Raw genomic sequence first — 22,837 nt, 5'->3', positions numbered from 1 at the left:
TGCCATAGGTTGGACGCAGCCGCCGACAGTAATGTCGAAGCCTCGTCACGACGGCAGGAGGTCATTCTGAGAAAGCTGCTCATCGGGCTGATCGCCGTCATCCTGATCGCGACGGCCGGCTGGTTCGCCGCCGCATGGGTCGGCCCCGCTGTGTCGTCGGCGTTCACAGCGCAGCCTGCCGCGAAGCCGGCACCCACCTGTCCTGCCGCCGCTCCGGCGACGGTGGGCACGATCATCGTGCCCGCTGGGCCGGTGGCGGGGTTCTGCCAGCCGCAACTGATCATGGCCGCCCACATCATGAACGCCGCGCGCGACCAAGGAATCGGAACGCACACGCAAGCGGTCGGAGTGATGACCGCGATCGGCGAGACCGGGCTGCGCAACCTCGACTACGGCGACGCAGCAGGAGCGGACAGCCGCGGCCTGTTCCAGCAGCGCGACAACGGCGCGTGGGGCACTCTCGCCGATCGGATGGATCCGTACACGGCGGCGTCCAACTTCTTCCAGAAGCTGACCAGCATCGACGGCTGGCAGACGATGGACCCCAGCGCCCTCGCGCACGCGGTCCAGGTGAACGCCGACGCGAACTACTACTCGCAGTACTGGGACCAGGCCCAGACCATCGTCGCGGCGCTGGGCGGTTAAGACACACAACCCCCGCTCGAAGCGGGGGCCGTGTCTACTGTCTCAACCAGTGTGCGCCCGGAGGGATTCGAACCCCCAACCTTCTCCGTAGAAAAGGGGCGGTCGTGGCACTGGGTGCACCAAGTGTGCTGGATACCGCAAACACGGGGATTCCCGCTGGTAGATATGGGTCATCGTGCAGGTGGTGCCGCCTCGTCTCCCACCGTGTGCACACACAAGTGCACACACCCTTAAGCAAGTCCCGTACCGCCACGATGGCCGAAACAGGAGGAAGGCTTTACGATCTGCCCATGAGCGAATCAATCACACCACCCCCGACCGTCCCGGCAGGCTGGTATAACGACGGACAGGGACGTCTGCGGTGGTGGGACGGCTTCCGCTGGACTGACGCATACGCGCCAGTCGTGGTTCAGGCGCCCCATACGCCATTCAGCGGAATCAGCATCGCCGGATTCATCCTCTCGTGCGTTGGCTTCGTGTTTGCCGCCATCTCCGTGCTCGGCATTCTGCTGGGGCTGTTCGGCTTGATCGTTTCAATTGGCGGCTACGCAGATAAGACGCGGCGCGGTCGCGGGCTAGCTGTCGCTGGCATCATTGTCGGAGCGTCTGCGATCACATTGGCCGTCTTATTCCTGTTGCGATCCTTCACCGGGCTCATGTAGTGGCGCGGGTGTGAATTCTGGCACGATTCTGACCCACGGCCTTTCGTGTCCGGGACGATCACGCACCAGCATCTCAGTCTGCTTGAAGTAGTCCTCGAAGCTCGCTGGGCAACTATCGTGGGTCCGCCGCTTGAATGGTTCGCTGAAGGCGTTAACGACACAACCCCCGCTCGAAGCGGGGGTTGTGTCTACTGTCTCAACCAGTGTGCGCCCGGAGGGATTCGAACCCCCAACCTTCTGATCCGTAGTCAGATGCTCTATCCGTTGAGCTACGGGCGCAATGCCTTCGAACATTGCTGCTCGCGGGCCGGATTAGAGCTTACATGACACCGTCCAGTACCGCCAATTGGCGCTTCAACGCCACCTGCCGGTACGAGGTCTCGATCAATTCTGCGACCTCTGTCCATACCGGATCGCCCGCTTCCTGGGCGATGTCGATGCCCAGCCAACCGGATGCGCCCCAGTATTTCGGGACGAAGAAACGGGCGTCCTCGTGGAACGCCGAGCGCCTCCTCCGGATCCGGCTTGAACACGAGGGAGTACGGGCGTGCCAGGCCGCTCCCGGCGAGCGCGAAGACCTTCTTGCCTGCGCGGAACGTCGGGCGACCCCACGCCGACACCTCGACGGCGTCCGGGAAGCGCAGGCAGATGGTGCGCATCCGCTCGACGAACGGGTCGTCTGGGTCGAACAGTTCCGGGTGGTCCATGGCTGCGAGGGTACCGCTCAGGCGAACACCTCGTCGAGGAAGCAGACGAGCGCCCGCCAGCTCCGGGCATCCGCCCGCGGCCGGTAGCGGTCGGTTCCGGGGATGGTGAACGCGTGCGGGGCGCCGGAGTACGTCGTGAGCTGCCAGTCCACGTGCGGCGCAGTGCGCAGCTCGTCCTCGAACGCGACGACGGACTCGGGAGGGACGACGGGGTCGTCTCCCCCCGTGAGCACCACCAGGGAGGCGGCGATCGCGGCCGCGTCGGGCGGATCGTGGGCGATCAGGCCGCCGTGGAGCGACACCACCCCACGAGCGGGAGCGCCGGTGCGCGCGAACTCGATGGCCGCCGTTCCTCCGAAGCAGTATCCGATCACGGCCAGCCGGGCCGGGTCGACGGTGGCGTGCTGCTGCAGCACCGTGAACCCGGCGGCGACCCTGCTGCGCAGCAGAGGGAGGTCGCGGTAGTACTTGCCGGCCTCCGCGGACGCCGCATCACCCTGGGGACGGACGCCCGCGCCATAGAGGTCGGCGGCGAACGCCACGTAGCCGAGGCGCGCGAGCATCTGGGCGCGCATCTTGACGGTGTCGCCGACGCCGTGCCAGTCGTGCAGCAGGAGCACCGCCGGGCGCCGTTCGTCGGCCTGCGCATCCCGTGCCAGATAGCCTTCGAGGGCGACCCCCTCGTGCTCGTACGCGATCGTCTCCGCCTCGATCACCGTGTGATCGCGGATGGGCACCTGCGCGAGCAGTGCCTCATGGGCGGGCGAGAGGGGCGACGGGGAATCGAACGTCACAGCGGCTCCAGAATCGACGTGCACGGGCGACGGATGTCGCCTGCGGCCTGGCCTGCTGTGGCTCGAACGCGGAATTGCGCGCGGAAGCCCGAAGGGGTGCGGGTCGGGTTCCCACGTCGTCAGCCTACCTCGGGTTCCCTTCGCGCGCGACGGACGTACGATGGGCGCATGGCCACGGAGTTCAGCAACGAGACCGACGCGAAACGGTACGCGATGCACATCGACGGCGAGCTGGTCGGCGTGCTCGACTACAGCATCCTGGGCGGGTCGATCTCGCTGACACGGGCGTTCACCACCCCGGCGAAACGCGGCAATGGGTACGCGGCCCAGCTGGTCGAATACGCGGTGGACGACATCGAGGCGAACACCGAACTGCGCATCGTGCCGATGTGCTGGTACGTCGCAGACTGGTTCGAGGCGCACCAGGAACGGGCGGGGCTGCTCGCCCGCCAGGCAGGCTGACGGGTGGCCGCACAGAGCGCGGCCACGGTCTCGACGCGGGGCTCAGCGCGGGTCATCGCGCGGGTCGCAGCGCGGGTCACCGCGTTCGGTGACGCCGACGTCGTCACCCTCGTCGACGAGGAGGTCCGCGGACCGCGCGGCACCGAGGTCGTCGTGCGCGTCACCCACGCCTCCCTGGGCTCGACAGACGTGCTCGCGCGCCGCGGAGGGTACGTCCTCCAGCCGGTGCCGGGGTTCGTCACCGGCTACGACTTCGTCGGCGTGCTCGAAACCGAATCCGCCGTCTCCGCCGTGCTCGGGTTGCGTCCGGGCGCGCGCATCGCAGGTGTGCTCCCGCGCATGGGTGCGCACGCCACCCGCCTGGTGATCCCGGCGAACCTCCTCGCTCCCGTGCCGGACACTCTCGACTCCGCGGTCGCCGCGACGGCCCCGCTCGACCTGATCACCGCCTCCCACGCACTGCGGCTCGCGGCAGTGCAAACGGGCGGCAGCGTGCTCGTGCAGGGCGTCACCGGGCCGGTCGGCTCGTTCGCCGCACAACTCGCGGCGCGCGACGGACTGCGCGTGTTCGGCAGCGCATCGCTGCGGTCGCGCGCCGACGCGGAGGCGCTCGGCGTGACATTCGTCGACTACACCGACCCGCTCTGGGCGGCGCGCGTGAAGAACGCGAGCGGCGGAGGCGTCGACGCGGTGATCGACCACACGGGTTCGCCCGCCGTTCTCGGCGCCCTCGCGCCGCGCGGCACGGTGGTGCGCACGGCGTTCGTGGGGCGCAGAGGACACGAACGCGGCGACTCGCTGCGCGGATCGCTGACGGCTGCCTCACGCCGGTGGGGAGAGCAGCGCGAGCGCGTCTGCTCCGTGCCGCTGCTGGTGGCGACGAGACGCAACGACTACCGGCGCAGCCTCACCGCACTGCTCGGGATGCTCGCGGCCGGCGAACTGACGGCGCCGGCCGTCGACGCCGTGCGGTTCGAGCGCATCCGGGAGGCGCACCGCGAGGCCGACAGGGCCGCGCGTGGCCGCAAGGTCGTCGTCACCATGCCGGAGTGACAACCGCCCGGCGCGTGTGGGAGAGATCACTCGCCCCCACACACGCAGCGGGTAAGTAGCCGGCACTCCCCAATGGGCCCCTGAATCCCAGCGGCTGCACCGGCCGACCCCTCTAGCAAAGCGCGTCACATACCGACCGGTCAACCCGTTACGCAATCGAGCCCAGCCTTTTTCGCGGTATGAGGCATACTTTCCGCGAAAAAGCCTGGGCTCGATGGCTGGGGTCAGACGGTGGGAGCGGCGGGCGGCGCGGGAGGCGCAGCCGGGGCCGCAGCGGGCGCAGCCGGAGCCGCTGTTCCGGGGTGCGCGAGCGCGCGGGCCTTGAGGTGCGCGAACTCCTCCGGGGTGATGACACCCTGGTCGAGGAGCTGCTTGGCCTTGGCGATCTCGTCCGCCGGGCTCGCTGCCGCTACCGTGCGGATGTAGTCGTCGGTCGCGCTCTGAACCTGACGCGCTTCCTTCTGACTGCGTTCTGCCATGCCTGGGCCGCGCGCGATCAGGTAGACCAGCGCAGTGAGGAAGGGCACGAAGATCAGGAAGATGATCCACAGCGCCTTCCACCAGCCGTTGAGCTTGTGGTCGCGGAACAGGTCACCGATGATCGAGAACAGCGCGAACAGATACGCGATGAACGCGAAGCTCCAGAAGAAGAGCCAGATGATGTTCCAGAAGTTGTCCCACATGTTTTACTCCACCCTCCGTGACCCGAGCCGGACGTAGCTGGGTTTGCGCTGAGAGTAGCGCGGGGTGGTCAGGCTCGTCTAGACCGTATTGCGGTTCGTCTCGACGGGCCGAATCAGCTCAGCGACCGGTTTCGCGCGCATCCCTCGCCGCGCTGAGATCGGAGTACGCGCGATCGGTCTCGCGGTCCACGCGCTGTCCGCGTGCCTGCATTGCCGCCGGCAGCCACTCGCTCAGCACGAAGCGCCGACGACGCGGGATGCGCTCGGTCGCGCTCTGCGTGTTCGCCACGCGCCCGATCCACCCGTGTTCCATTCCCTGTGTGAAGATTCCCTGTGCCATGACGTTAACGTTACGGAGGGAAAGATTCGGCCACGAGATGGCCTGAGGTCTTTCTTCGCAAAGATTCGGCCACTAGGCTGTGGACATGATCCGCTCTGTCGCAGTGCCGCTCATTGACGACTTCGCCATGTTCGAGTTCGGTGTGGTCTGCGAGGTCTTCGGCCTCGATCGCAGCTACGCCGGAATCACCCCGTTCGACTTCCGCGTCTGCGCGATCCAGCCCGGCGTCCCCATCCCGAATCCGACAGGCGCCCCGATCATCGCGCCATACGGCCTGGAAGCGATGGACGACGCCGACCTGATCGCCGTGCCCGCCGCCCGCATCAGGGACGACTACCCTCCGGAACTGCTCGACGGCCTGCGCCGCGCCTCCGCTCGCGGTGCGATCCTGCTCAGCGTGTGCTCCGGCGCGTTCATCCTGGGTGCGGCTGGTCTGCTCGACGGCCGCAAGGTCACGACGCACTGGCGGTACGCGGACGAACTGGCTCGCCGCTATCCTGCCGCCGACGTCGACCCGGACGTGCTGTTCGTCGACGACGGCGACCTCATCACCAGCGCCGGCACCTCGGCGGGCGTGGACGCGAGCCTGCACCTCGTCCGCAGAGAGCTCGGCAGCGCGACGGCCAACACGATCGCCCGCAACATGGTCGTCCCCCCGCAGCGCGACGGCGGACAGCGGCAATACATCGAACGGCCGGTCTCGGACTGCACCGACGACACGTTCACCGAACTGCTCGACCACCTCACCGACAACCTCGACGGCAACCACACGGTCGGAGCGCTCGCCGAGCGCGTGCACATGTCCACCCGCAGCTTCTCCCGGCGGTTCGTGGCGGAGACCGGGGTGTCGCCCATGCAGTGGCTGACGACCCAGCGCATCCTGCACGCCCGGTTGCTGCTGGAGACCACCGACCTTCCCGTGGATGAGGTGGCCCGCCGCTGCGGGTTCGCCAGCGCGACCCTGCTGCGTCACCACTTCGACGCGGAGGTCGGCGTCGCGCCGACGCGCTACCGCGCCGCGTTCGCCCGCCGCGAGTCCGCGTCGGTCATCTGAGCGATCCCGGGCGGCTGGGTCGGTAGGCTCCTCAGCATGTCGAAAAACGGGATCGAGCATCGCCGGGGGATGGATGGGGAGATCCTGGGGTGGATGAAACCCGTCGGGGACGGGTTCGTCGCGATCGATCTTCTCGGGCGCGAGGTGACCGGCGTCGTCCCGTGGCTCGACGCTGAGGAAGCGCTCGATGCTCTCGGCATCGGATATCTCGCCGAGCCTTTCGAGCTTCAACTCGAAGACGGTCGCTGGCTGCGCGTGCGCCTGGCGGAAGTGTCCGCCCAGGAGATCCGGGTGAAGAAGGACGACTGGGGCGACATGACCGCGCCCCAGATCTACTACACGCTGCCCTTTCCCGCACCGGAAAGGCTCCGGCTCCTTCAGCGCTAGGGAACGCCCATCCGGCGTGTGCCGGACGGGCGTCCCCTGCTGCCGGAGCTCCTACAGGTACGGCTGAGTGAGGAGTTCGATGGCGTGTCCGGCCGGGTCCTTGAAGTAGACCCCGCGACCTCCGTGCTCGGTGTTCGTCTCGTTGGGGCGGGTCATCTGCGGGTCGGCCCAGTGGGTCAGCTCCCAGGCGACCAGGCGCGCGTATGCGCGGTCGAAGAGCTCATCATCGACCAGGAACGCATAGTGCTGCATCTGGATCTCGACGGGTGGCTCCGCGAACTGCAGCATCACTCCGCCGTCGAGGAGGATGTTGGTGAACGGGCCCCACGATGGGGCTTCGGACGCTTCGATGAGCTCCCGATAGAACGCGGCGGACTCGGTGCGATCCTTCGAGGCGATGATGGTGTGGTTGAACGTTGCTGAAATGGTGGTTCTCCTTATCTGTGTCGTGTGTCTGGGTGTCCTCGATGCCGTTCGCTGCCGGTGGCAGACGAAGGGCGCGACAGAACGCGGGGGCGCCCGTGCGCGGCGAGCCAGTTGCTCGAGCCAGAAGAAGATCGGAGCCGACGGTCGCACTGACCGCTGGAACCTCAGAGAACGACCGGTTTACCAACCTGTGCGTGGCATGGAGCCGATCCGGTAATCACAGCCCAAGGATAGTCGTCCGGCGTTCGGAGTCGATAGTTTCGAGAGACGCGGACGGACAGAAAGCAGAGAACAGTGGCGAAGCGAGTGCAGTATGAGCGGTTCGGCGGACCCGAAGTGCTGGAGGTCGTGGAGGTGGAGACGCCGCACGCGCCGGACGGCGGGGTCGTCGTGGAGGTGCGCGCCGCTGGCGTGAACCCGATCGACGGGAAGATCCGGTCGGGGCTGCGGCCGAGCGGTCCGATCACCGGGCCTCGGGGCGTCGGGACGGACGCCGCGGGCGTTGTCGCCGAACTCGGGGCGGGGGCGAGCGGCTGGAACGCGGGCGACGAAGTGGTGGTGCGCGGGGCGCACGCTGCCTATGCGACGCACCTCACCGCATCCACTGGCCAGCTGGTGCGGAAGCCGTCCGCCGTCACCTGGGAGCAGGCCGCCGCGATCGGCGTTCCGGTGAGCACGGCATACCAGGCGCTGCGGTCGCTCGGCGTCGCGCCGGGGTCGACGCTGCTGATCCACGGCGGCTCCGGAAGTGTCGGACGCGCGGCGATCCAGCTCGCGCGCCGCGACGGCGTGACGGTGGTGGCCACCGCGTCTCCGGTCAACCACGCTGCGCTGCGCGCCCTCGGGGCGATCCCGGTGGCGTACGGTCCTGGGCTGGTCGGTCGCCTCCGGGAGGCGGCGCCGGAGGGCTACGACCGCATCCTGGATGCGATCGGCACCGACGAAGCACTGGAGGCGTCGTTCGAGCTGACGGATGAGCGCTCGCACATCGGCACGATCGTGATGGGCGCCAAGGCGGCAGGGCTCGGCATCCTGGCGTGGGCGGGCGGCAACCCGCTGCCGCTCACTCCGGAGGAGCAGGCGTGGCGAGCGGAGGCTTACCAGGTGGCGCTCGACCTGATCGCGCGCGGCGAGTTCGTGGTCGAGATCGCCAGGACGTTCCCGCTCGCCGAAGCGGCTGACGCGCTACGGCTGGTGGAGTCCGGTCATCCGGGAGGGAAGGTCATCCTGGTGCCGGAGGCCGACGGAACCGCCCCTGCCGCGTGACAGAGTCGCACGGATAGCTGAGGCGCCGGCGGGCGCGCCGTAACCCCCGTGACGACGTCGGCCCACACCGGCGCCTCGTGAACAAAATACTCGCGTTAACCGGTCGTACGGTTTCTTGCGCCCTGATGCCCGAGCGGGAGGTCGTCGCCGCGGTAATGGCGGATCCTGTGCCAGTTCCGCCTGGCCAGCTGAACACATAGCCCGAGCGTGAGAACACCGCACACGATCACACCCCACGCCCCGGGATTCTCACCCTGCGTGGGGATGGCCACGGCGAGCGCAGCGGTCGCGATCAGCGTCAAAACGGCGAGCGCGATCCCGATGCCCACTCCGCGCCAGGCCCTGACGCGATCAACACGATCGCCCATTCACCGGAATTTACTCCCGGAAGTCGGTAAACGCCATGTGAACACCCCGTGAATCCTCGGTGCCGGCCGCACGGTTGGCAGACGACGACGGCCGGACCCGTTTCCGGGTCCGGCCGTCGTCACCCGCACGAGCGGGCGTCAGTCCTTGAACGCGTCAATCCTTGAACCCGTCAGTCCTTGCTCAAAGCCGCCTGACCTTCTCGCCGGCGTTCTTGAGGTCGGCCTTCGCCTTGTCGGCCTTGCCCTCGGCTTCGAGGCGCTCGTTGCCGGTGACCTTGCCCGTGGTCTCCTTGGCCTGGCCGCCGGTCTTCTCTGCAGCGTTCTGGATCTTGTCGTCGAGTCCCATGACGATCCTCCCTTTCTCAAGCTGTCGCGGCCGGCAATCCTGCCGACCTGTCTTCGACGTTCCCACGCCTCCGCAATGTGGGCTACCCCCTTGCCAGCATTCTCGAAGGGTGGCTACCCCCTTCCCTGCACGGACGGACGCGAAGAGGATGGCGAGGTGAGCACCAGTAGCTATCGCCTTCAGATCTCGCCCGACTTCCAATTGCGTGACGCCGCGCAGACCCTCGGCTACCTGCGGAGGCTCGGGGTGGGCTGGGTGTACCTCTCCCCTCTGCTGGAGGCGGAACCGGGTTCAGCCCACGGCTACGACGTCGTCGACCATTCGCGGGTGGACCACGCACGCGGCGGGGCGGAGGCTCTCCGTGCGCTCTCCGACGCGGCCCACCGGCGCGGTCTGCGCGTGCTGGTCGACATCGTCCCCAACCACATGGGAATCGCGACCCCGCGGCTGAACGCCTGGTGGTGGGACGTGCTGACGAACGGTCAGGATTCTGCGTTCGCCGACCATTTCGACATCGACTGGGCGGCCGCGGACGGTCGGGTGCGCCTCCCGATTCTGGGCGGAGACGACGACATCGCGCAGCTGCGGATCGAGGACGGAGAGCTCCGATACTTCGAGCACCGCTTCCCGCTCGCGCCCGGCACGGAGGACGGAACGCCCGGTGAGGTGCACGACCGCCAGCACTACGAACTGGTCTCGTGGCGCCGCGCCGACAGCGAACTCAACTATCGCCGGTTCTTCGCGGTGAACACGCTGGCCGGCATCCGGGTGGAAGACGAGCGGGTCTTCGACGAGTCGCACGCCGAGATCGGCCGATGGATGCGCGACGGGCTGGTGGACGGGCTGAGGGTCGACCATCCGGACGGCCTCGCCGACCCCGGCGGCTACCTGGAACGCCTGTCCGCGCTCGCGGAGGGGAAGCCGGTGTGGGTGGAGAAGATCCTGGAGGGTGACGAGCGCATCCCCGACTGGCCGGTAGCCGGCACCACCGGCTACGACGCCCTCGCACTGATCGACCGCGCCTTCGTCGACCCGGCCGGCAAGGAGGCGCTCACCACCCTCGCCGGTGCGCGAAACGGGACCGACGACTGGGCGGCGCTGGTGCACGACCGCAAGCGCGCCGTGGCCGACGGCATCCTGAACTCGGAGGTGCGGCGCATCGCGCGGCTGCTGGACGGCGGCACCGCGGAGGACGCCACGGTCGACGCGGTCGCGGAGCTCGCGGCGTGCTTCCCGGTATACCGCAGCTACCTTCCGTTCGGTCTCGACAACCTGCACGCTGCACGGGATGCGGCCATCGCCTCCCGGCCGGACCTCGGTGACGCCGTCGCCCGCGTCGCAGAACGCCTCGCCGACCCTGCGGACCCCGCCGCGATCCGTTTCCAGCAGACCAGCGGCATGATCATGGCCAAGGGCGTCGAGGACAACGCGTTCTACCGGTACACCCGCCTCATCTCGCTGACCGAGGTGGGGGCGGACCCGTCCGAATTCGCCGTGCCCGTCGCCACGTTCCACGACAGGCAGCTGGACCGGCAGGGCAGGCTGCCCGCCTCGATGACCGTGCTCAGCACGCACGACACGAAGCGCGGAGAGGACACGCGGGCCAGGGTCTCGGCGCTGTCCGAGGTGCCGGAGGCGTGGGCTCGCTTCCTGCGGGAGGTCTCGGCTCGCGCATCCATCGGTGACGCCTCCGTGGAGGACGGGCTGTGGCAGGCGGCGGTCGGCGCGTGGCCGATCTCGCGCGAGCGCCTGCGCGACTACGCGCTGAAAGCAGCGCGCGAGGCGGGAACGCGCACAGCGTGGACAGACGGTGACGCGGAGTTCGAAGAGCGACTGCTCGGGCTCGTCGATGCTGCGTACGACGACCACGTCGTGCGCGGAGAAGTCGAGGCGATCGTCGCCAGGATCGATGCGGCCGGTGCGGCGAACGGCCTGGGGGCGAAGCTCCTGCAGCTCCTCTCCCCCGGGATGCCGGACGTCTACCAGGGCAGCGAGCTGTGGGAGCAGTCGCTGGTCGATCCGGACAACCGGCGTCCGGTCGGGTTCGAGGTGGCCGCTGCACTGCTCGCCCGCCTCGACGACGGCTGGCTCCCGGAGGTCGACTCGTCCGGCGCGGCCAAGCTGCTCGTGACGTCGCGCGCGCTCCGGCTGCGTCGTGACAGACCGGACCTGTTCACGACCTACCGACCCGTGCTCGCGACAGGCGAACGGGCCGCGCACGTGATCGGGTTCGACCGCGGCGGCGTCCTCGCGCTCGCCACCCGGCTGTCCATCGGCCTCGCGGCGGCGGGAGGATGGGCGCACACGACCGTCGATCTGGGAGGACGAAGGATGCGCGACGAGCTGACCGGCGCGGAGCACGAGGGCGTGACTCCCGTCGCCCGGATCTTCGAGCGGTATCCGGTGGCGCTGCTGGTGGCGCTGTGAACCGGCGGTTTCCCGTGTGGGCGCCTGGCGCATCCACGGTGGCGGTCGTGGTCGGCGGCCAGGAGAACGCGCTCGGCCGCGGCGACGACGGGTGGTGGCGACTTGACCAGCCGCTGGCGGCTGGGGGCGAGCCGCTCGACTACGGGTTCGTGGTCGACGGCGACGGACCGCATCCCGACCCGCACTCGCTGCGGCAGCCGGACGGCGTCCACGCGCTCAGCCGCGAGTTCGACCCGTCCACCCACGCCTGGGCCGACGACGGCTGGGCAGGACGTGACCTGACCGGCGCGGTGATCTACGAACTGCACATCGGCACGTTCACGCCCGATGGCACCCTCGACGCCGCCGCGGAGAAGCTCGACCACCTGGTGCACCTGGGGGTGGATGCGGTGGAGCTGCTCCCCGTCAACGCCTACAACGGGGTGCACGGCTGGGGCTACGACGGCGTGCTCTGGTACGCGGTGCACGAACCGTACGGCGGCCCTGCCGCCTATCAGCGGTTCGTGGACGCCTGCCACGCGCGCGGCATCGCCGTGGTGCAGGACGTCGTCTACAACCACCTGGGGCCGAGCGGCAACTACCTCCCGGTGTTCGGGCCGTACCTCGGAGACGGTCACAGCACGTGGGGCGCCTCGGTCAACCTCGACGGGCCGCAGTCCGACGAGGTGCGCCGTTACATCGTCGACAACGCGCTCTATTGGCTGCGCGACCTGCACGTCGACGGACTGCGGCTGGATGCGGTCCACGCGCTCCATGACGCCCGGGCCGTGCACATCCTGGAGGAGCTGGCGACGCGGGTGGACGAGCTGAGCGCCGAACTCGGCCGGCCGCTGACCCTGATCGCGGAGAGCGACCTCAACGATCCACGGCTGATCCGCGACCGCGCCAGGCACGGCTACGGCATCGCCGCGCAGTGGGACGACGACGTGCACCACGCCATCCACGCGAATCTCACCGGGGAGACCGCCGGGTACTACGCCGACTTCGCCGGGCCTGGCTCGGTCGTCAAGGTGTTCGAGCGCGGATTCTTCCACGACGGCACCTGGTCGAGTTTCCGCGAACGCCATCACGGCCGCCCACTGGATGCGGACATCCCGCACGCCAGGCTGGTCGCGTTCAGCCAGGACCACGACCAGATCGGCAACCGCGCGACCGGCGACCGGCTCACCGCCTCCCTGAATCAGGGCCAGCTCGCGGTCGCAGCGACCCTGACGCTACTCGGGCCGTTCACGCCGATGCTGTTCATGGGAGAGGAGTGGGGCGCCACCACGCCGTGGCAGTTCTTCACCTCGCATCCGGAGAAGGAGCTCGGGGAGGCGACAGCGCGCGGGAGGATCGCGGAGTTCGCGCGGATGGGCTGGGACCCTTCCGTGGTGCCCGACCCCCAGGATCCGGCGACCTTCGAGCGCTCCCGCCTCGACTGGGCGGAGGCGGAGCAGCCGGAGCATGCGCGACTGCTGGCGTTCTACCGCGACCTGATCGCCCTCCGGCGCGAGCTCCCGGCCGACAGCCCGGCCGCCGAGGTGGTGTCCGACGGCGACGTGTTCGGCTTCCGCCGCGGTAGGCTCCGCGTACTCGTGAGCCTGAGCGGGGACGGCCTGACCGGTAGCGGCCTGTCCGTGCCGGGCGACGTGGAGGCGCGTCTCCGGTTCGACGATGCCGTGCTGGTCACGCAGGGTTAGCGGAGTGGGTCGTCCGTGTCAACGGGTGGTGGTGTGGTCGATTATCTAGATAATCTAGCTATTCGGTCGAGCGCGAGGCGGATATGAACACAACGGAATATACGACGGGACGTGCATGACGACGACGGCATCCCGCCCACACCCCCTTGGCGTCACGCTGGTCGACGATGGCGCGAACGTCGCCGTCTACAGCGAGAACGCCGACGCGGTGACCGTCTGCATCTTCACCGAGGACGGCTCGGAGACCCGGCACGAACTGTCCGAGCGCACGGGGCACGTGTTCCACGCGATCGTCCCAGAGCTGACCCCTGGCACGCGCTACGGCCTCCGTGTCGCCGGTCCTTGGGAGCCGCAGGCCGGGCTCCGGTTCAACGACGCCAAAGTGCTCCTCGATCCGCACGCTCGCGCCGTCACCGGTGCCTTCGACACCGGACAGGCGGTCTTCGGTCACGAGCTGGACGCCCCGGAAGCGCTCGATCACACGGACGGAGCAGGGCACGTCGCCCTCGCGGTCGTGACGGACCCGCGATCCTTCGACTGGGGAGACGACCGGCCGCCCGCGACGCCATTGTCCAAGACCGTCGTATACGAAACGCACGTCAAGGGCTTCACGAAGCTGCTCGACGGTGTTCCGGAGGACGTGCGCGGCACCTATGCCGGGCTCGCGCATCCGGTGGCCGTCGAGAAGCTGACGTCGCTCGGCGTCACCGCCGTCGAGCTGATGCCCGTTCACCAGTTCCTCCAGGATGCGCACCTCCAGGAGAAGGGGCTGCGCAACTACTGGGGCTACAACACCATCGGATTCTTCGCACCGCACGGCGAGTACTCCGCATCCGGTGACACGGGCTCCCAGGTCGACGAGTTCAAGGGGATGGTGCAGGCGCTGCACGCGGCCGGTCTCGAAGTGATCCTCGACGTGGTCTACAACCACACCGCAGAGGGGAACGACCTCGGCCCGACGCTCAGCCTCAAAGGCATCGACAACCCGTCGTACTACCGGCTCGTCGAAGACGACCCCGAGCACTACTTCGACACGACGGGTACAGGCAACAGTGTCAACGTCAGCCACCCGGCCGCTCTGCAGCTCATCATGGACTCGCTGCGCTACTGGGTCACCGAGATGCACGTCGACGGCTTCCGGTTCGATCTGGCGACCACGCTCACCCGGCAGGGAGGGGACGCCAGTCTGCACAGCGCGTTCCTCACCCTGGTGCAGCAAGACCCGATCCTCGCGACGGTCAAGCTGATCGCCGAGCCCTGGGACACCGCCGGCTATCAGGTGGGCGGGTTCCCGGCCGGCTGGTCGGAGTGGAACGGGAAGTTCCGCGACGACGTGCGCGACTTCTGGCGGGGCACCGACGGGATGCTCGCGACCGTGTCGCAGCGCATCCTCGGCAGCCCGGACGTGTACGAGGACTCCCGCCGCTCGCCGCTGTCCAGCGTCAACTTCGTCACCGCCCACGACGGCTTCACCCTCGCCGACCTGACCAGTTACGACGAGAAGCACAACGAAGCAAACGGCGAGGACAACGCCGACGGCGAATCGGACAACCGGTCGAGCAACAACGGCGCCGAAGGCCCGACGGACGATCCGGACATCCTCGCCAGACGGACCAGGCAGCGCAAGAACTTCCTCGCTACGGTGCTGCTCTCTGCCGGGGTTCCGATGATCCTCGGCGGCGACGAGATCGGCCGCACCCAGCAGGGAAACAACAATGCGTACTGCCAGGACGACGAGATCTCCTGGTTCGACTGGGAGACTGCGGACACCGAGCTGCGCGACTTCACCGCCGCGCTCATCCGGTTGCGGTCGGCCGAACCCGCGCTCCGGCCGGATTGGTACCGGCAGGCGCCGGAGGTCGGCACGACAGACGTGGTGTGCATCCTGCGCGCCGACGGCGAGCCGTTCGCCGACGAGGATTGGGACGACGCCGACGCCAAGTCGATCGCGTTCGAGCTGCGGCACGCAGGCTCCGACAGCTTCCTGCTGCTGCTCAACGCGTCGGAGAACGGGGTCGAGTTCACGCTGCCGCAGGCTGTCGGCGGGTCGTGGGAGCTGGAACTCACGAGCGATCCGGACCTCTCCGTCGAGCATCCCGCGTCGTTGATCGTCGGCGAGACGTCGTTCGCGCTGCTGCGTTCGAGGCGCGAGTGATGGCGGACGCCGAAGTTCCCGCGCTGCTCGGACGCTACCGGGCGCACACCCTCATCGGCCGGGGAGGGGAGGCGCGGGTGTTCCGCGCGACGGACGAACTGCTCGACCGCGAGGTCGCGATCAAGGTGTACCGCTCCGGCGGCGACGAGGAGATGGCCCAGTACCGGCGGGAGCAGTCGGCGCTCGCCAGGCTCAGTCACCACGGAATCGTCTCGCTGATCGACGCGGGGATCGACTACTCGACGCTCGACGACCCGCGCCCGTTCCTCGTCATGGAGCTGGTCTCCGGGAGCGACCTGCAGACCGTCATCGGCCAGCGCGCGCTCACGGTCAGGGAGATCTCCGAAATCGCGTACGACGTGTCGGAGGCGCTCGAGTACGTGCACGCCAACGGCGTGGTCCACCGCGACATCAAGCCGTCCAACATCATGCTCGTCTCCTACGGCACGACGAGCTTCCGGGCGCGGGCGCGCATCACCGACTTCGGCATCGCCAGCGGCGTCGTCGGCCCGGAGCCGGACGAGTCGGGCACCACGACAGGCACGGCCGCCTACCTGAGCCCCGAGCAGGCGTCCAGGGAGCACGCGACCCCCGCGAGCGACGTCTACTCGCTCGGGCTGGTGCTGCTGGAGTGCTTCACGCGCACGGTCACCTTTCCGGGCGATCCCGTCGGCTCGGCGCTGGCGCGGCTGCGCGCCGACCCGCCCATCCCGGTGGACCTCCCCGGCGACTGGGCGCCGTTGCTCACCGCGATGACGGTGCGCGACCCGGCTGCGCGCCCGACGTTCGCGGCCCTCACCTCGGCGTTCCGGGAGGCGGTGATCGCGTCAGACGCGCTCGTCGAGGAGCGCGCGAATGGTGGCGGGGACCGTCTCGTCCTGGAGTGACGTGGTGTCGCCGAGCGTCCGCCCGTCGAACAGGTCGACGAGCAGGCGGCGCATGATCTTGCCGGAGCGCGTCTTCGGCAGGTCCGGCACGATGACGATGTGCTTCGGCTTCGCGATGGCGCCGATCTCGCGGGTCACCTGATCGCGGAGAACCTGCTCCGCCGGGGCGTCCCCGCTCGGCACGACGAACGCGGCGACGGCCTGCCCGGTGGTCGGGTCGTCCACGCCGACCACGGCCGCCTCGCCGACCTGTGGATGCGCGACCAGCGCCGACTCGATCTCGATCGTCGACAGGCGGTGGCCTGACACGTTGATCACGTCGTCGAGGCGACCGAGCAGCCAGATGTACCCGTCGTCGTCAACGGCGGCACCGTCACCGGCGAGGAAGTAGCCGTGCGCGGCGAACGGTTTCCAATACGAGTCGCGGTAGCGCTCCGGGTTGCCCCAGACCGTGCGCGCCATCGACGGCCAGGTGCCGTCGATCACGATGGACCCTCCCGAGCCGCGCCGCACGTCGACGCCGTTCTCGTCCACGACGCGCACCGTCACCCCCGGCACGGCGTTGGTCGCAGAGCCCGGCTTGAGCGCCGTGACGCCCGGCAGCGGCGCGACGATGGCCGCGCCAGACTCGGACTGCCACCAGGTGTCGACCACCGGGGCGGTCCCGGCGCCGAGTTGCTCGCGGAACCAGACCCACGCCTCCGGGTTGATGGCCTCGCCGACCGTGCCGAGCAACCGGATGCTCGACAGGTCCCAGTCGTCGCCCAGACCGTCCGGGAACCACGTCATGAACGTCCGGATGAGCGTGGGCGCCGTGTAGTACGTGGTCACGCCGTACCGCTCGATGATCTCGAAGTGCCGCCCGGGGTGCGGCGTGTTCGGGGTGCCTTCGTAGATCATGGAGGTCGCGCCGTTGGAGAACGGGCCGTAGAGCACATAGGTGTGCGCCGTGACCCAGGCGAGGTCGGCCGTGCACCAGTACACGTCGGACTCCTTCGCGTCGAACAGCGCCCAGTGGCTCCACGACGCCTGCGTGAGATAGCCGCCGGTGGTGTGCACGACACCCTTCGGTGTTCCCGTCGTCCCCGAGGTGTAGATGATGAAGAGCGGCGTCTCGGCGTCGAAGAACTCCGGTTCGTGGGTGTCGGGGGCGGTGTCGACCACATCGTGCCACCAGACGTCCCTGCCGTCCTGCCACGGGATGTCCGGGGTCAGGGCGCCGGTTCGGCGCACCACGAGCACGTGCTCGATCGCGTTCTCCCCCGCGACGGCCGCATCCGCGTTGGCCTTCACCGGCACGGCGACTCCGCGACGGTACTGCCCGTCGGAGGTGACCAACAGTTTCGCGCCGGTGTCCTCCACCCGGAAGCGCAGGGCCTCGGCGGAGAACCCGCCGAACACCAGCGAGTGGATGGCGCCGACCCGCGCGATGGCGAGCGTGATCACAATGGTCTCCGGGATCACCGGCAGGTAGACGACCACCCGGTCGCCCTGGCCGATGCCGAGCGCGGTGAGCGCGTTGGCCGCCTGCGCGACCCGGCGCTGCAACTCGGCGTATGTGATCGTTTCGGTGTCGCCGGGCTCGCCGACGAAGTGGATGGCGACCCTGTCGCCGTTGCCCGCATCCACGTGCCTGTCGACGCAGTTGACGGCGGCGTTGAGCCTGCCGCCCGCGAACCACTCCGCGCGCGGGATGCTCAGCTCCCCGTCGGCCTGGATCGTCGCAGGCTCCCAGGTGTGGGCGGTGTGCCACGGTTCGGCCCAGTCGAGGCGGGCGGCCTGCCGCTCCCAGAAGGACACGGCGTCGCGCGCGTCGTCGAAGGCCTCCGCGCCGACGTTCGCCTGGGCTGCGAAGGCGGCGGACGGCGGGTACAGGCGGGATTCGCGGCCGAGGTTCTCGATGGTGGAGCTCACCCGTTCGACGGTAGCGGGGGCGCGGAGGGGGTGCCGCGGGGAGGCGTAAGCGGGCGTAACGCTTGACCCGGCGCGGAGAGTGAGTGTACAGTCACTCACATGCCATCCACCTCGCGCTCCACCCTCTCCACCGCCGACGAACGGCGCGAGACCGTGATCGCCAGCGCCATCGACGTCTTCGGGGCCTCCGGCTACCTCGGCACGCCCATCTCGGCCGTCGCCGAGCACGCTCGCATCTCCACCGCGTACGTATTCAAGCTGTTCCCCGGCAAAGAGACCCTGTTCGTCGCCGCCCTGGAACGCTGCTTCGACCGGATCGAGGAGGCGCTGGAGGCGGGCGCGGCGGCGAGCGAGGGGCAAGCGCCGTCCGACATCCTGTGGGCGATGGGCGACACGTACGCCGACCTCATCGCCGACCGCTCGCTGCTCATGCTTCAGGTGCACGCGCAGTCTGCGGCGTCCGTGCCCGAGATCGGCGCAGCCCTCCGCCGCGGGCTGGCGAGGATCACTCGCTTCACCAAGGCGCGCTCCGGCGCGACCGACGACGAGGTGCAGCGATTCATCGCCTTCGGGCAGCTGTGCCACCTCATCGTCACCACCGGCATCGAAGACGCCGGCGACGACTGGGCGCGCATCCTGACCGCCGGGATCCGGCACCCCGAGCCGTCGGCGTAGTCGCAGGCATTTCGCGCGGCCACGTTCACAACCCCACCGCTTCCGCCCCCTCTTCCACCCCTTCCGCTTCTTCCAGCATTCCGTTTCACACCCACAAGAGTGACTGATCAGTCACTCACCACACGAAAGGCATCGCTCATGTCCATCCAGACCGCCCCGGCTCCGGCCGCCACCCGCAGCACCCACCGCTGGTGGGCGCTCAGCGTTCTCGCGCTCGCCCAGTTCCTCGTCGTGCTCGACGCCTCCATCGTCAACATCGCCCTCCCGACGCTCGGCGCGCAGCTCCACCTCGACACCGCTGCCCTCGCCTGGGTCATCACCGCGTACGTGCTGCCGTTCGGCGGCCTGCTCCTGCTCGGCGGGCGGCTCGCCGACCGGTTCGGCCACCGCCGGATGTTCCTGATCGGCGTCGCGGGCTTCGTCGCGGCGTCCGCGCTCGCGGGGCTCTCAGTCAGCGGCGGGATGCTCCTCACGGCCCGCGCAGTGCAGGGTGCGTCCGCCGCGCTGCTCGCCCCGGCGTCGCTCGCCCTGGTCACGCAGCTGTTCGTCACCGGCCGAGACCGCGTCAAAGCGCTCGGCGTCTGGGGCGCGGTGGCCGGGATCGGCAGCGCGGCCGGTGTGCTGCTCGGCGGCGTGCTCACCGCACTCCTCGGCTGGCAGGCCGTGTTCTTCGTGAACGTGCCCGTCGGCATCGTGGTGCTCGCCGTGATCCCGTCGCTCATCTCCCGCGACCCGTCCGGCGAACGCACCCGCATGGATGCGGCGGGCGCCGCCACGATCACGGCCGGACTCACCGCCCTCGTCGCCGCGCTCAGCTTCGCCGGGCAGCTCGGCTGGGCCAGCCCGGTGACGCTCGGAACGGCGGCCGCCGCCCTCGCGCTGCTCGCCGCGTTCGTCGTGGTCGAGCGCCGGGCCGCGCATCCACTGGTCCCATTCGCGTTCTTCCGCAACCGCGACGCGGCGACCGGCAACCTCGTCATGCTCCTCGCCGGAGGCGCGACGACGGCCCTCTTCTTCGCGCTGTCCGTCTACCTGCAGGACGTGCTCGGCTACGACGCGCTCACCGCCGGGATCAGCCAGCTGCCCCTCGCCGGAGCGCTCGTGGTGATCGCCGCCGTCGTGCCGCCCGTCGTCGCGAAGGTCGGCCTCCGGCCCACGCTCGCGGCGGCACTCGTCGTGTTCGCCGCCGGGATGCTCTGGCTCGCCGCTGCGGGGCCGCACGCGTCGTTCGTCGGCGGACTGCTCGGCCCGAGCATCCTGATCGGTGCGGGCCTCGGCGCCGGGTTCGTGACCGCGACGCAACTCGCGGTCGACGGAGCATCCACAGCGGACTCCGGACTCGCGAGCGGGATGGTGAACACCAGCCAGCAGATCGGCGGGGCGCTCGGCCTCGCCATCCTCGGCACCATCGCGGCCGGACGTACGTCGGCGGGGCTCGCTTCGGGCGCGACGCAGGCCACCGCGCTCTCGGACGGATTCTCCGCGCTGTTCGTCGGTGCGGCGATCCTCGCCCTGATCGGAGCCGGCGTCGTCGTCCTGCTCCGCCGACGCTGAACGGGTGCATGATGGGCACCATGGATGCCGTCGACGCCCTGAACGAGATCGCCTTCTGGCTGGAGCGTGAACTTGCGCCGACCTTCAAGGTGCAGGCGTTTCGGCGGGCGGCGGGCACGATCGCGCCGCTCAGCACGGACGACCTTCGCGACCGGGTGGCCGACGGCCGACTCAAACGCACCAAGGGGATCGGCGACCGCACCTTCCAGGTGATCTCGCAAGCGGTGGACGGGCAGGTGCCCGACTACCTGGCCGACCTGCGGGAGAAGAACGCGCATCCACTGGCCGAAGGAGGGGACGCGCTGCGAGCCGCCCTGCGCGGGGACCTGCACGCGCACACCGACTGGTCGGACGGCACTACGCCCATCGAGGCGATGGCGGCGGCGGCCGTGACGCTCGGCCGCGAGTACCAGGCGATCACCGACCACTCCCCCAACCTCACGGTCGCCAACGGGCTGAGCGCCGAACGCCTCACCGAGCAGCTCGACATCATCGAGGCACTGGACGCGGGGCCGGTGCAGCTGCTCACCGGGATCGAAGTGGACATCCTGGAGAGCGGAGAACTCGACCAGACCCCGGAACTGCTCCGTCGGCTGGACGTGGTCGTGGCGAGCGTCCACTCCAAGCTGCGGGCGGACAAGGCCACGATGACCGCCAGGATGCTCGGCGGCATCCGCGACCCGCACACCAACGTGCTCGGGCACTGCACCGGCCGCCTGGTCAGCGGGTCGCGCGGCACCCGGCCGCCGTCGGAGTTCGACGCGGAACGCGTCTTCGCGGCGTGCGCGGAGAACGACGTCGCGGTCGAGATCAACTCGCGGCCCGAGCGTCAGGACCCGCCGGACGACCTCATCCAACTGGCCCTGGCCGCCGGGTGCCTGTTCTCCATCGACACCGACGCCCACGCCCCCGGCCAGCTCGACTTCCTCGCATACGGCGCGGCCCGTGCAGCCGCCAACAACGTGCCCGCCGATCGCATCATCACCACCTGGCCGCTCCCTCGCCTCCGCGCCTGGCTCGCCCCCAGATAATCGAGTCGGGACTTATGTACGCGACACGCCAGTGTGTCGCGTGCATAAGTCCCGACTCGATGATGAGGGTTACTGGCCCCAGGCGGAGGCGGGGGCCTTGACGAGCTGGACGGGGGCCGTGCTCCAGTGCGAGCCGTTGCCGTAGTGGCTGGAGGCCCACGGCGACGCCCAGATGGCGGCGGCCGTCGCGTCGGCGGACGTGCCGGCGGTGAGGCCCGCGACGATGCCGGGGTAGCCGCGCTGCAGGTTCTCGGCGGCGTACTTGGCCGCAGTCGTGAGGTCGGGGTAGCTGCCGAGTCCGGCGCCACCGCCGGAACCGTAGCCGTTGTTCAACGGGTTGTTGCGGTTCCACCAGTCGGGCGGGCCGTTCTCCTGGCGCATCCAGCGCAGCATCACCTGCACGTTCGCGTCGGTCTGCGGCCAGCCGCCGAACATCAGGACCAGCTTGGCCCAGTCGCCGTTCGTGCCGTTGTTGCTGAGCGTCTGCACGCCGTCGGTCGCCGTGAGGTCGTCGCGGGAGACGACGGGGGCGGCGATGGTCGCATCCACGTCGATGCGCTGCTGTGGGGCGTTGCCCGGCGCATCCTGGTCCGGCGCGATGGTGGTTGCGGGAGCCGCGATGGTCGCGGCGAGGGCGGCGTCCGTCGGCACGATCGAGAAGCCGGTGACGAGCGCGATGACCGCGAGCGCGACCCCGATCCTGTGATGGACGGGCGACCGCAACTCCGCCGTCGCCAGGGGAGCACGACGGACCGCTGAGCGGCGGCCGTGACTGCGGGGGCTGGTGGATGCGGACTGCATACCCGTTCGACAGTAGCAAAAGGCTTCGCGAAGGTCACTGCAAATGCCGATTCCGGCCACTGCTCAGCCTGAACGTGCGTACATTCGGGAAGGTGTCGATTCCGCGTCGTTCCGTTCGACGTGACAGTGAGAGCCACTAGGAGGCGACGATGAAGTATCTGCTGACGATCTACAACACCGACGAGTTCGTGACCAGGATGGACGCGGACCTGAAGGACGAGTTCGAGCAGGCGCACCAGGAGGTGCAGCGCGAGCTGATCGCGAACGGCGAGCTGGTCGAGACGAACGAGCTGAGCGTGACGAACGCGCGCGTGGTGCGGACGGATGCGGCGGGCGTGCACGTCACCGACGGCCCGTTCACCGAGAGCAAGGAGTTCGTCGGCGGCTACTACCTGGTCGACGTCGCGAGCATCGACCGTGCCGTCGAGCTGGCGTCGCGCTTCGTCGAGGCGCGCTTCGCCCCCGTCGAGGTGCGGGCGCTCGGCGCCTGACGAACGAACGAGTGGTCCCGAATCGCC

Annotated in this window: 22 protein-coding genes and 1 tRNA gene; 15 read left to right on the top strand and 8 right to left on the bottom strand. The window is 69.2% G+C overall.

Features of this window, described 5'->3' with window-relative positions; translation table 11 throughout:
* The first annotated feature begins 9 nt into the window (after positions 1-9).
* The gene (locus AC37TH_RS06645) at positions 10-645 is read left to right on the top strand and encodes a hypothetical protein (RefSeq protein WP_490763549.1); all 636 of its coding nucleotides are present in this window, start codon (positions 10-12) and stop codon (positions 643-645) included.
* A 290-nt stretch (positions 646-935) separates the two neighbouring features.
* Complete coding sequence (locus tag AC37TH_RS06640; protein ID WP_490763548.1) at positions 936-1,307, top strand: DUF2510 domain-containing protein; 372 nt, start codon at positions 936-938, stop codon at positions 1,305-1,307.
* Positions 1,308-1,513: 206 nt separating this feature from the next.
* Here AC37TH_RS06640 and AC37TH_RS06635 read toward each other — a convergent pair.
* A tRNA-Arg gene (locus AC37TH_RS06635) sits at positions 1,514-1,586 on the bottom strand.
* 445 nt (positions 1,587-2,031) lie between these two features.
* Entirely contained in the window at positions 2,032-2,808 is a 777-nt protein-coding gene (locus tag AC37TH_RS06630) for a dienelactone hydrolase family protein (RefSeq protein ID WP_490763547.1), read from the bottom strand.
* A 168-nt stretch (positions 2,809-2,976) separates the two neighbouring features.
* On the opposite strand from AC37TH_RS06630, the gene AC37TH_RS06625 reads away from it, so the two are divergent.
* Both AC37TH_RS06625 and AC37TH_RS06620 read left to right on the top strand, forming a co-directional pair.
* Positions 2,977-3,270: a GNAT family N-acetyltransferase gene (locus tag AC37TH_RS06625; protein ID WP_490763546.1), complete on the top strand. Its 294-nt coding sequence runs from the start codon at positions 2,977-2,979 to the stop codon at positions 3,268-3,270.
* Between the two features lie 3 nt (positions 3,271-3,273).
* Positions 3,274-4,323 (top strand): zinc-binding dehydrogenase, encoded by a 1,050-nt coding sequence (locus tag AC37TH_RS06620; RefSeq protein ID WP_490763545.1) that lies wholly within the window; start codon positions 3,274-3,276, stop codon positions 4,321-4,323.
* A 224-nt stretch (positions 4,324-4,547) separates the two neighbouring features.
* Here the strand turns inward: AC37TH_RS06620 and AC37TH_RS06615 are convergent, their stop codons facing one another.
* Together AC37TH_RS06615 and AC37TH_RS06610 are read right to left on the bottom strand one after the other, a co-directional pair.
* Positions 4,548-5,006 (bottom strand): SHOCT domain-containing protein, encoded by a 459-nt coding sequence (locus AC37TH_RS06615; protein ID WP_490763544.1) that lies wholly within the window; start codon positions 5,004-5,006, stop codon positions 4,548-4,550.
* 118 nt (positions 5,007-5,124) lie between these two features.
* Positions 5,125-5,295, bottom strand: coding sequence for a hypothetical protein (locus tag AC37TH_RS06610; RefSeq protein WP_490763543.1), 171 nt, complete (start codon positions 5,293-5,295; stop codon positions 5,125-5,127).
* Positions 5,296-5,431: 136 nt separating this feature from the next.
* Between AC37TH_RS06610 and AC37TH_RS06605 the strand changes: the two genes are divergently transcribed.
* Both AC37TH_RS06605 and AC37TH_RS06600 read left to right on the top strand, forming a co-directional pair.
* Positions 5,432-6,400, top strand: coding sequence for a helix-turn-helix domain-containing protein (locus AC37TH_RS06605; RefSeq protein ID WP_490763542.1), 969 nt, complete (start codon positions 5,432-5,434; stop codon positions 6,398-6,400).
* A 36-nt stretch (positions 6,401-6,436) separates the two neighbouring features.
* Complete coding sequence (locus AC37TH_RS06600; RefSeq protein ID WP_490763541.1) at positions 6,437-6,787, top strand: hypothetical protein; 351 nt, start codon at positions 6,437-6,439, stop codon at positions 6,785-6,787.
* A gap of 51 nt (positions 6,788-6,838) precedes the next feature.
* Here the strand turns inward: AC37TH_RS06600 and AC37TH_RS06595 are convergent, their stop codons facing one another.
* Positions 6,839-7,363, bottom strand: coding sequence for a VOC family protein (locus AC37TH_RS06595; RefSeq protein ID WP_490763540.1), 525 nt, complete (start codon positions 7,361-7,363; stop codon positions 6,839-6,841).
* 144 nt (positions 7,364-7,507) lie between these two features.
* Between AC37TH_RS06595 and AC37TH_RS06590 the strand changes: the two genes are divergently transcribed.
* Positions 7,508-8,479, top strand: a complete 972-nt coding sequence (locus AC37TH_RS06590) for an NADP-dependent oxidoreductase (protein ID WP_490763539.1) — start codon at positions 7,508-7,510, stop codon at positions 8,477-8,479.
* A 549-nt stretch (positions 8,480-9,028) separates the two neighbouring features.
* Here AC37TH_RS06590 and AC37TH_RS06585 read toward each other — a convergent pair.
* Entirely contained in the window at positions 9,029-9,193 is a 165-nt protein-coding gene (locus AC37TH_RS06585) for a CsbD family protein (RefSeq protein WP_490763538.1), read from the bottom strand.
* Positions 9,194-9,349: 156 nt separating this feature from the next.
* On the opposite strand from AC37TH_RS06585, the gene treY reads away from it, so the two are divergent.
* The 4 genes from treY to AC37TH_RS06565 all read left to right on the top strand — a co-directional run bounded on the left by treY (position 9,350) and on the right by AC37TH_RS06565 (position 16,344).
* Positions 9,350-11,620 (top strand): malto-oligosyltrehalose synthase, encoded by a 2,271-nt coding sequence (gene treY, locus AC37TH_RS06580; protein ID WP_490763537.1) that lies wholly within the window; start codon positions 9,350-9,352, stop codon positions 11,618-11,620.
* Complete coding sequence (treZ, locus tag AC37TH_RS06575) at positions 11,617-13,302, top strand: malto-oligosyltrehalose trehalohydrolase (protein WP_490763536.1); 1,686 nt, start codon at positions 11,617-11,619, stop codon at positions 13,300-13,302. The genes treY and treZ overlap by 4 nt, the downstream gene beginning before the upstream one ends.
* Positions 13,303-13,417: 115 nt before the next feature.
* Positions 13,418-15,457 (top strand): glycogen debranching protein GlgX, encoded by a 2,040-nt coding sequence (gene glgX / locus AC37TH_RS06570; protein WP_490763535.1) that lies wholly within the window; start codon positions 13,418-13,420, stop codon positions 15,455-15,457.
* Positions 15,457-16,344, top strand: coding sequence for a serine/threonine-protein kinase (locus AC37TH_RS06565; protein WP_490763534.1), 888 nt, complete (start codon positions 15,457-15,459; stop codon positions 16,342-16,344). The genes glgX and AC37TH_RS06565 overlap by 1 nt, the downstream gene beginning before the upstream one ends.
* Here AC37TH_RS06565 and acs read toward each other — a convergent pair.
* Positions 16,285-18,258: an acetate--CoA ligase gene (gene acs / locus AC37TH_RS06560; RefSeq protein WP_490763533.1), complete on the bottom strand. Its 1,974-nt coding sequence runs from the start codon at positions 18,256-18,258 to the stop codon at positions 16,285-16,287. The two genes, AC37TH_RS06565 and acs, sit on opposite strands and share 60 nt — an antisense overlap.
* A 99-nt stretch (positions 18,259-18,357) precedes the next feature.
* Between acs and AC37TH_RS06555 the strand changes: the two genes are divergently transcribed.
* The 3 genes from AC37TH_RS06555 (at position 18,358) to AC37TH_RS06545 (ending at position 21,518) form a co-directional block, all read left to right on the top strand.
* Complete coding sequence (locus AC37TH_RS06555) at positions 18,358-18,933, top strand: TetR/AcrR family transcriptional regulator (protein WP_490763532.1); 576 nt, start codon at positions 18,358-18,360, stop codon at positions 18,931-18,933.
* A 138-nt stretch (positions 18,934-19,071) separates the two neighbouring features.
* Positions 19,072-20,487: an MFS transporter gene (locus AC37TH_RS06550; protein WP_490763531.1), complete on the top strand. Its 1,416-nt coding sequence runs from the start codon at positions 19,072-19,074 to the stop codon at positions 20,485-20,487.
* Between the two features lie 20 nt (positions 20,488-20,507).
* Complete coding sequence (locus AC37TH_RS06545) at positions 20,508-21,518, top strand: PHP domain-containing protein (protein ID WP_490763530.1); 1,011 nt, start codon at positions 20,508-20,510, stop codon at positions 21,516-21,518.
* 69 nt (positions 21,519-21,587) lie between these two features.
* On the opposite strand, the gene AC37TH_RS06540 is transcribed toward AC37TH_RS06545, so the two are convergent.
* Positions 21,588-22,319 (bottom strand): hypothetical protein, encoded by a 732-nt coding sequence (locus tag AC37TH_RS06540; RefSeq protein WP_490763529.1) that lies wholly within the window; start codon positions 22,317-22,319, stop codon positions 21,588-21,590.
* Positions 22,320-22,468: 149 nt separating this feature from the next.
* On the opposite strand from AC37TH_RS06540, the gene AC37TH_RS06535 reads away from it, so the two are divergent.
* On the top strand, positions 22,469-22,810 hold the full coding sequence (locus AC37TH_RS06535) for a YciI family protein (protein ID WP_490763528.1): 342 nt from the start codon (positions 22,469-22,471) through the stop codon (positions 22,808-22,810).
* Positions 22,811-22,837 lie beyond the last annotated feature (27 nt).

The organism is Leifsonia sp. McL0627 (assembly GCF_058244615.1).
The sequence above is the reverse complement of the archived record's forward strand: the minus strand, read 5'-3'. Positions and strand labels throughout refer to the sequence as shown.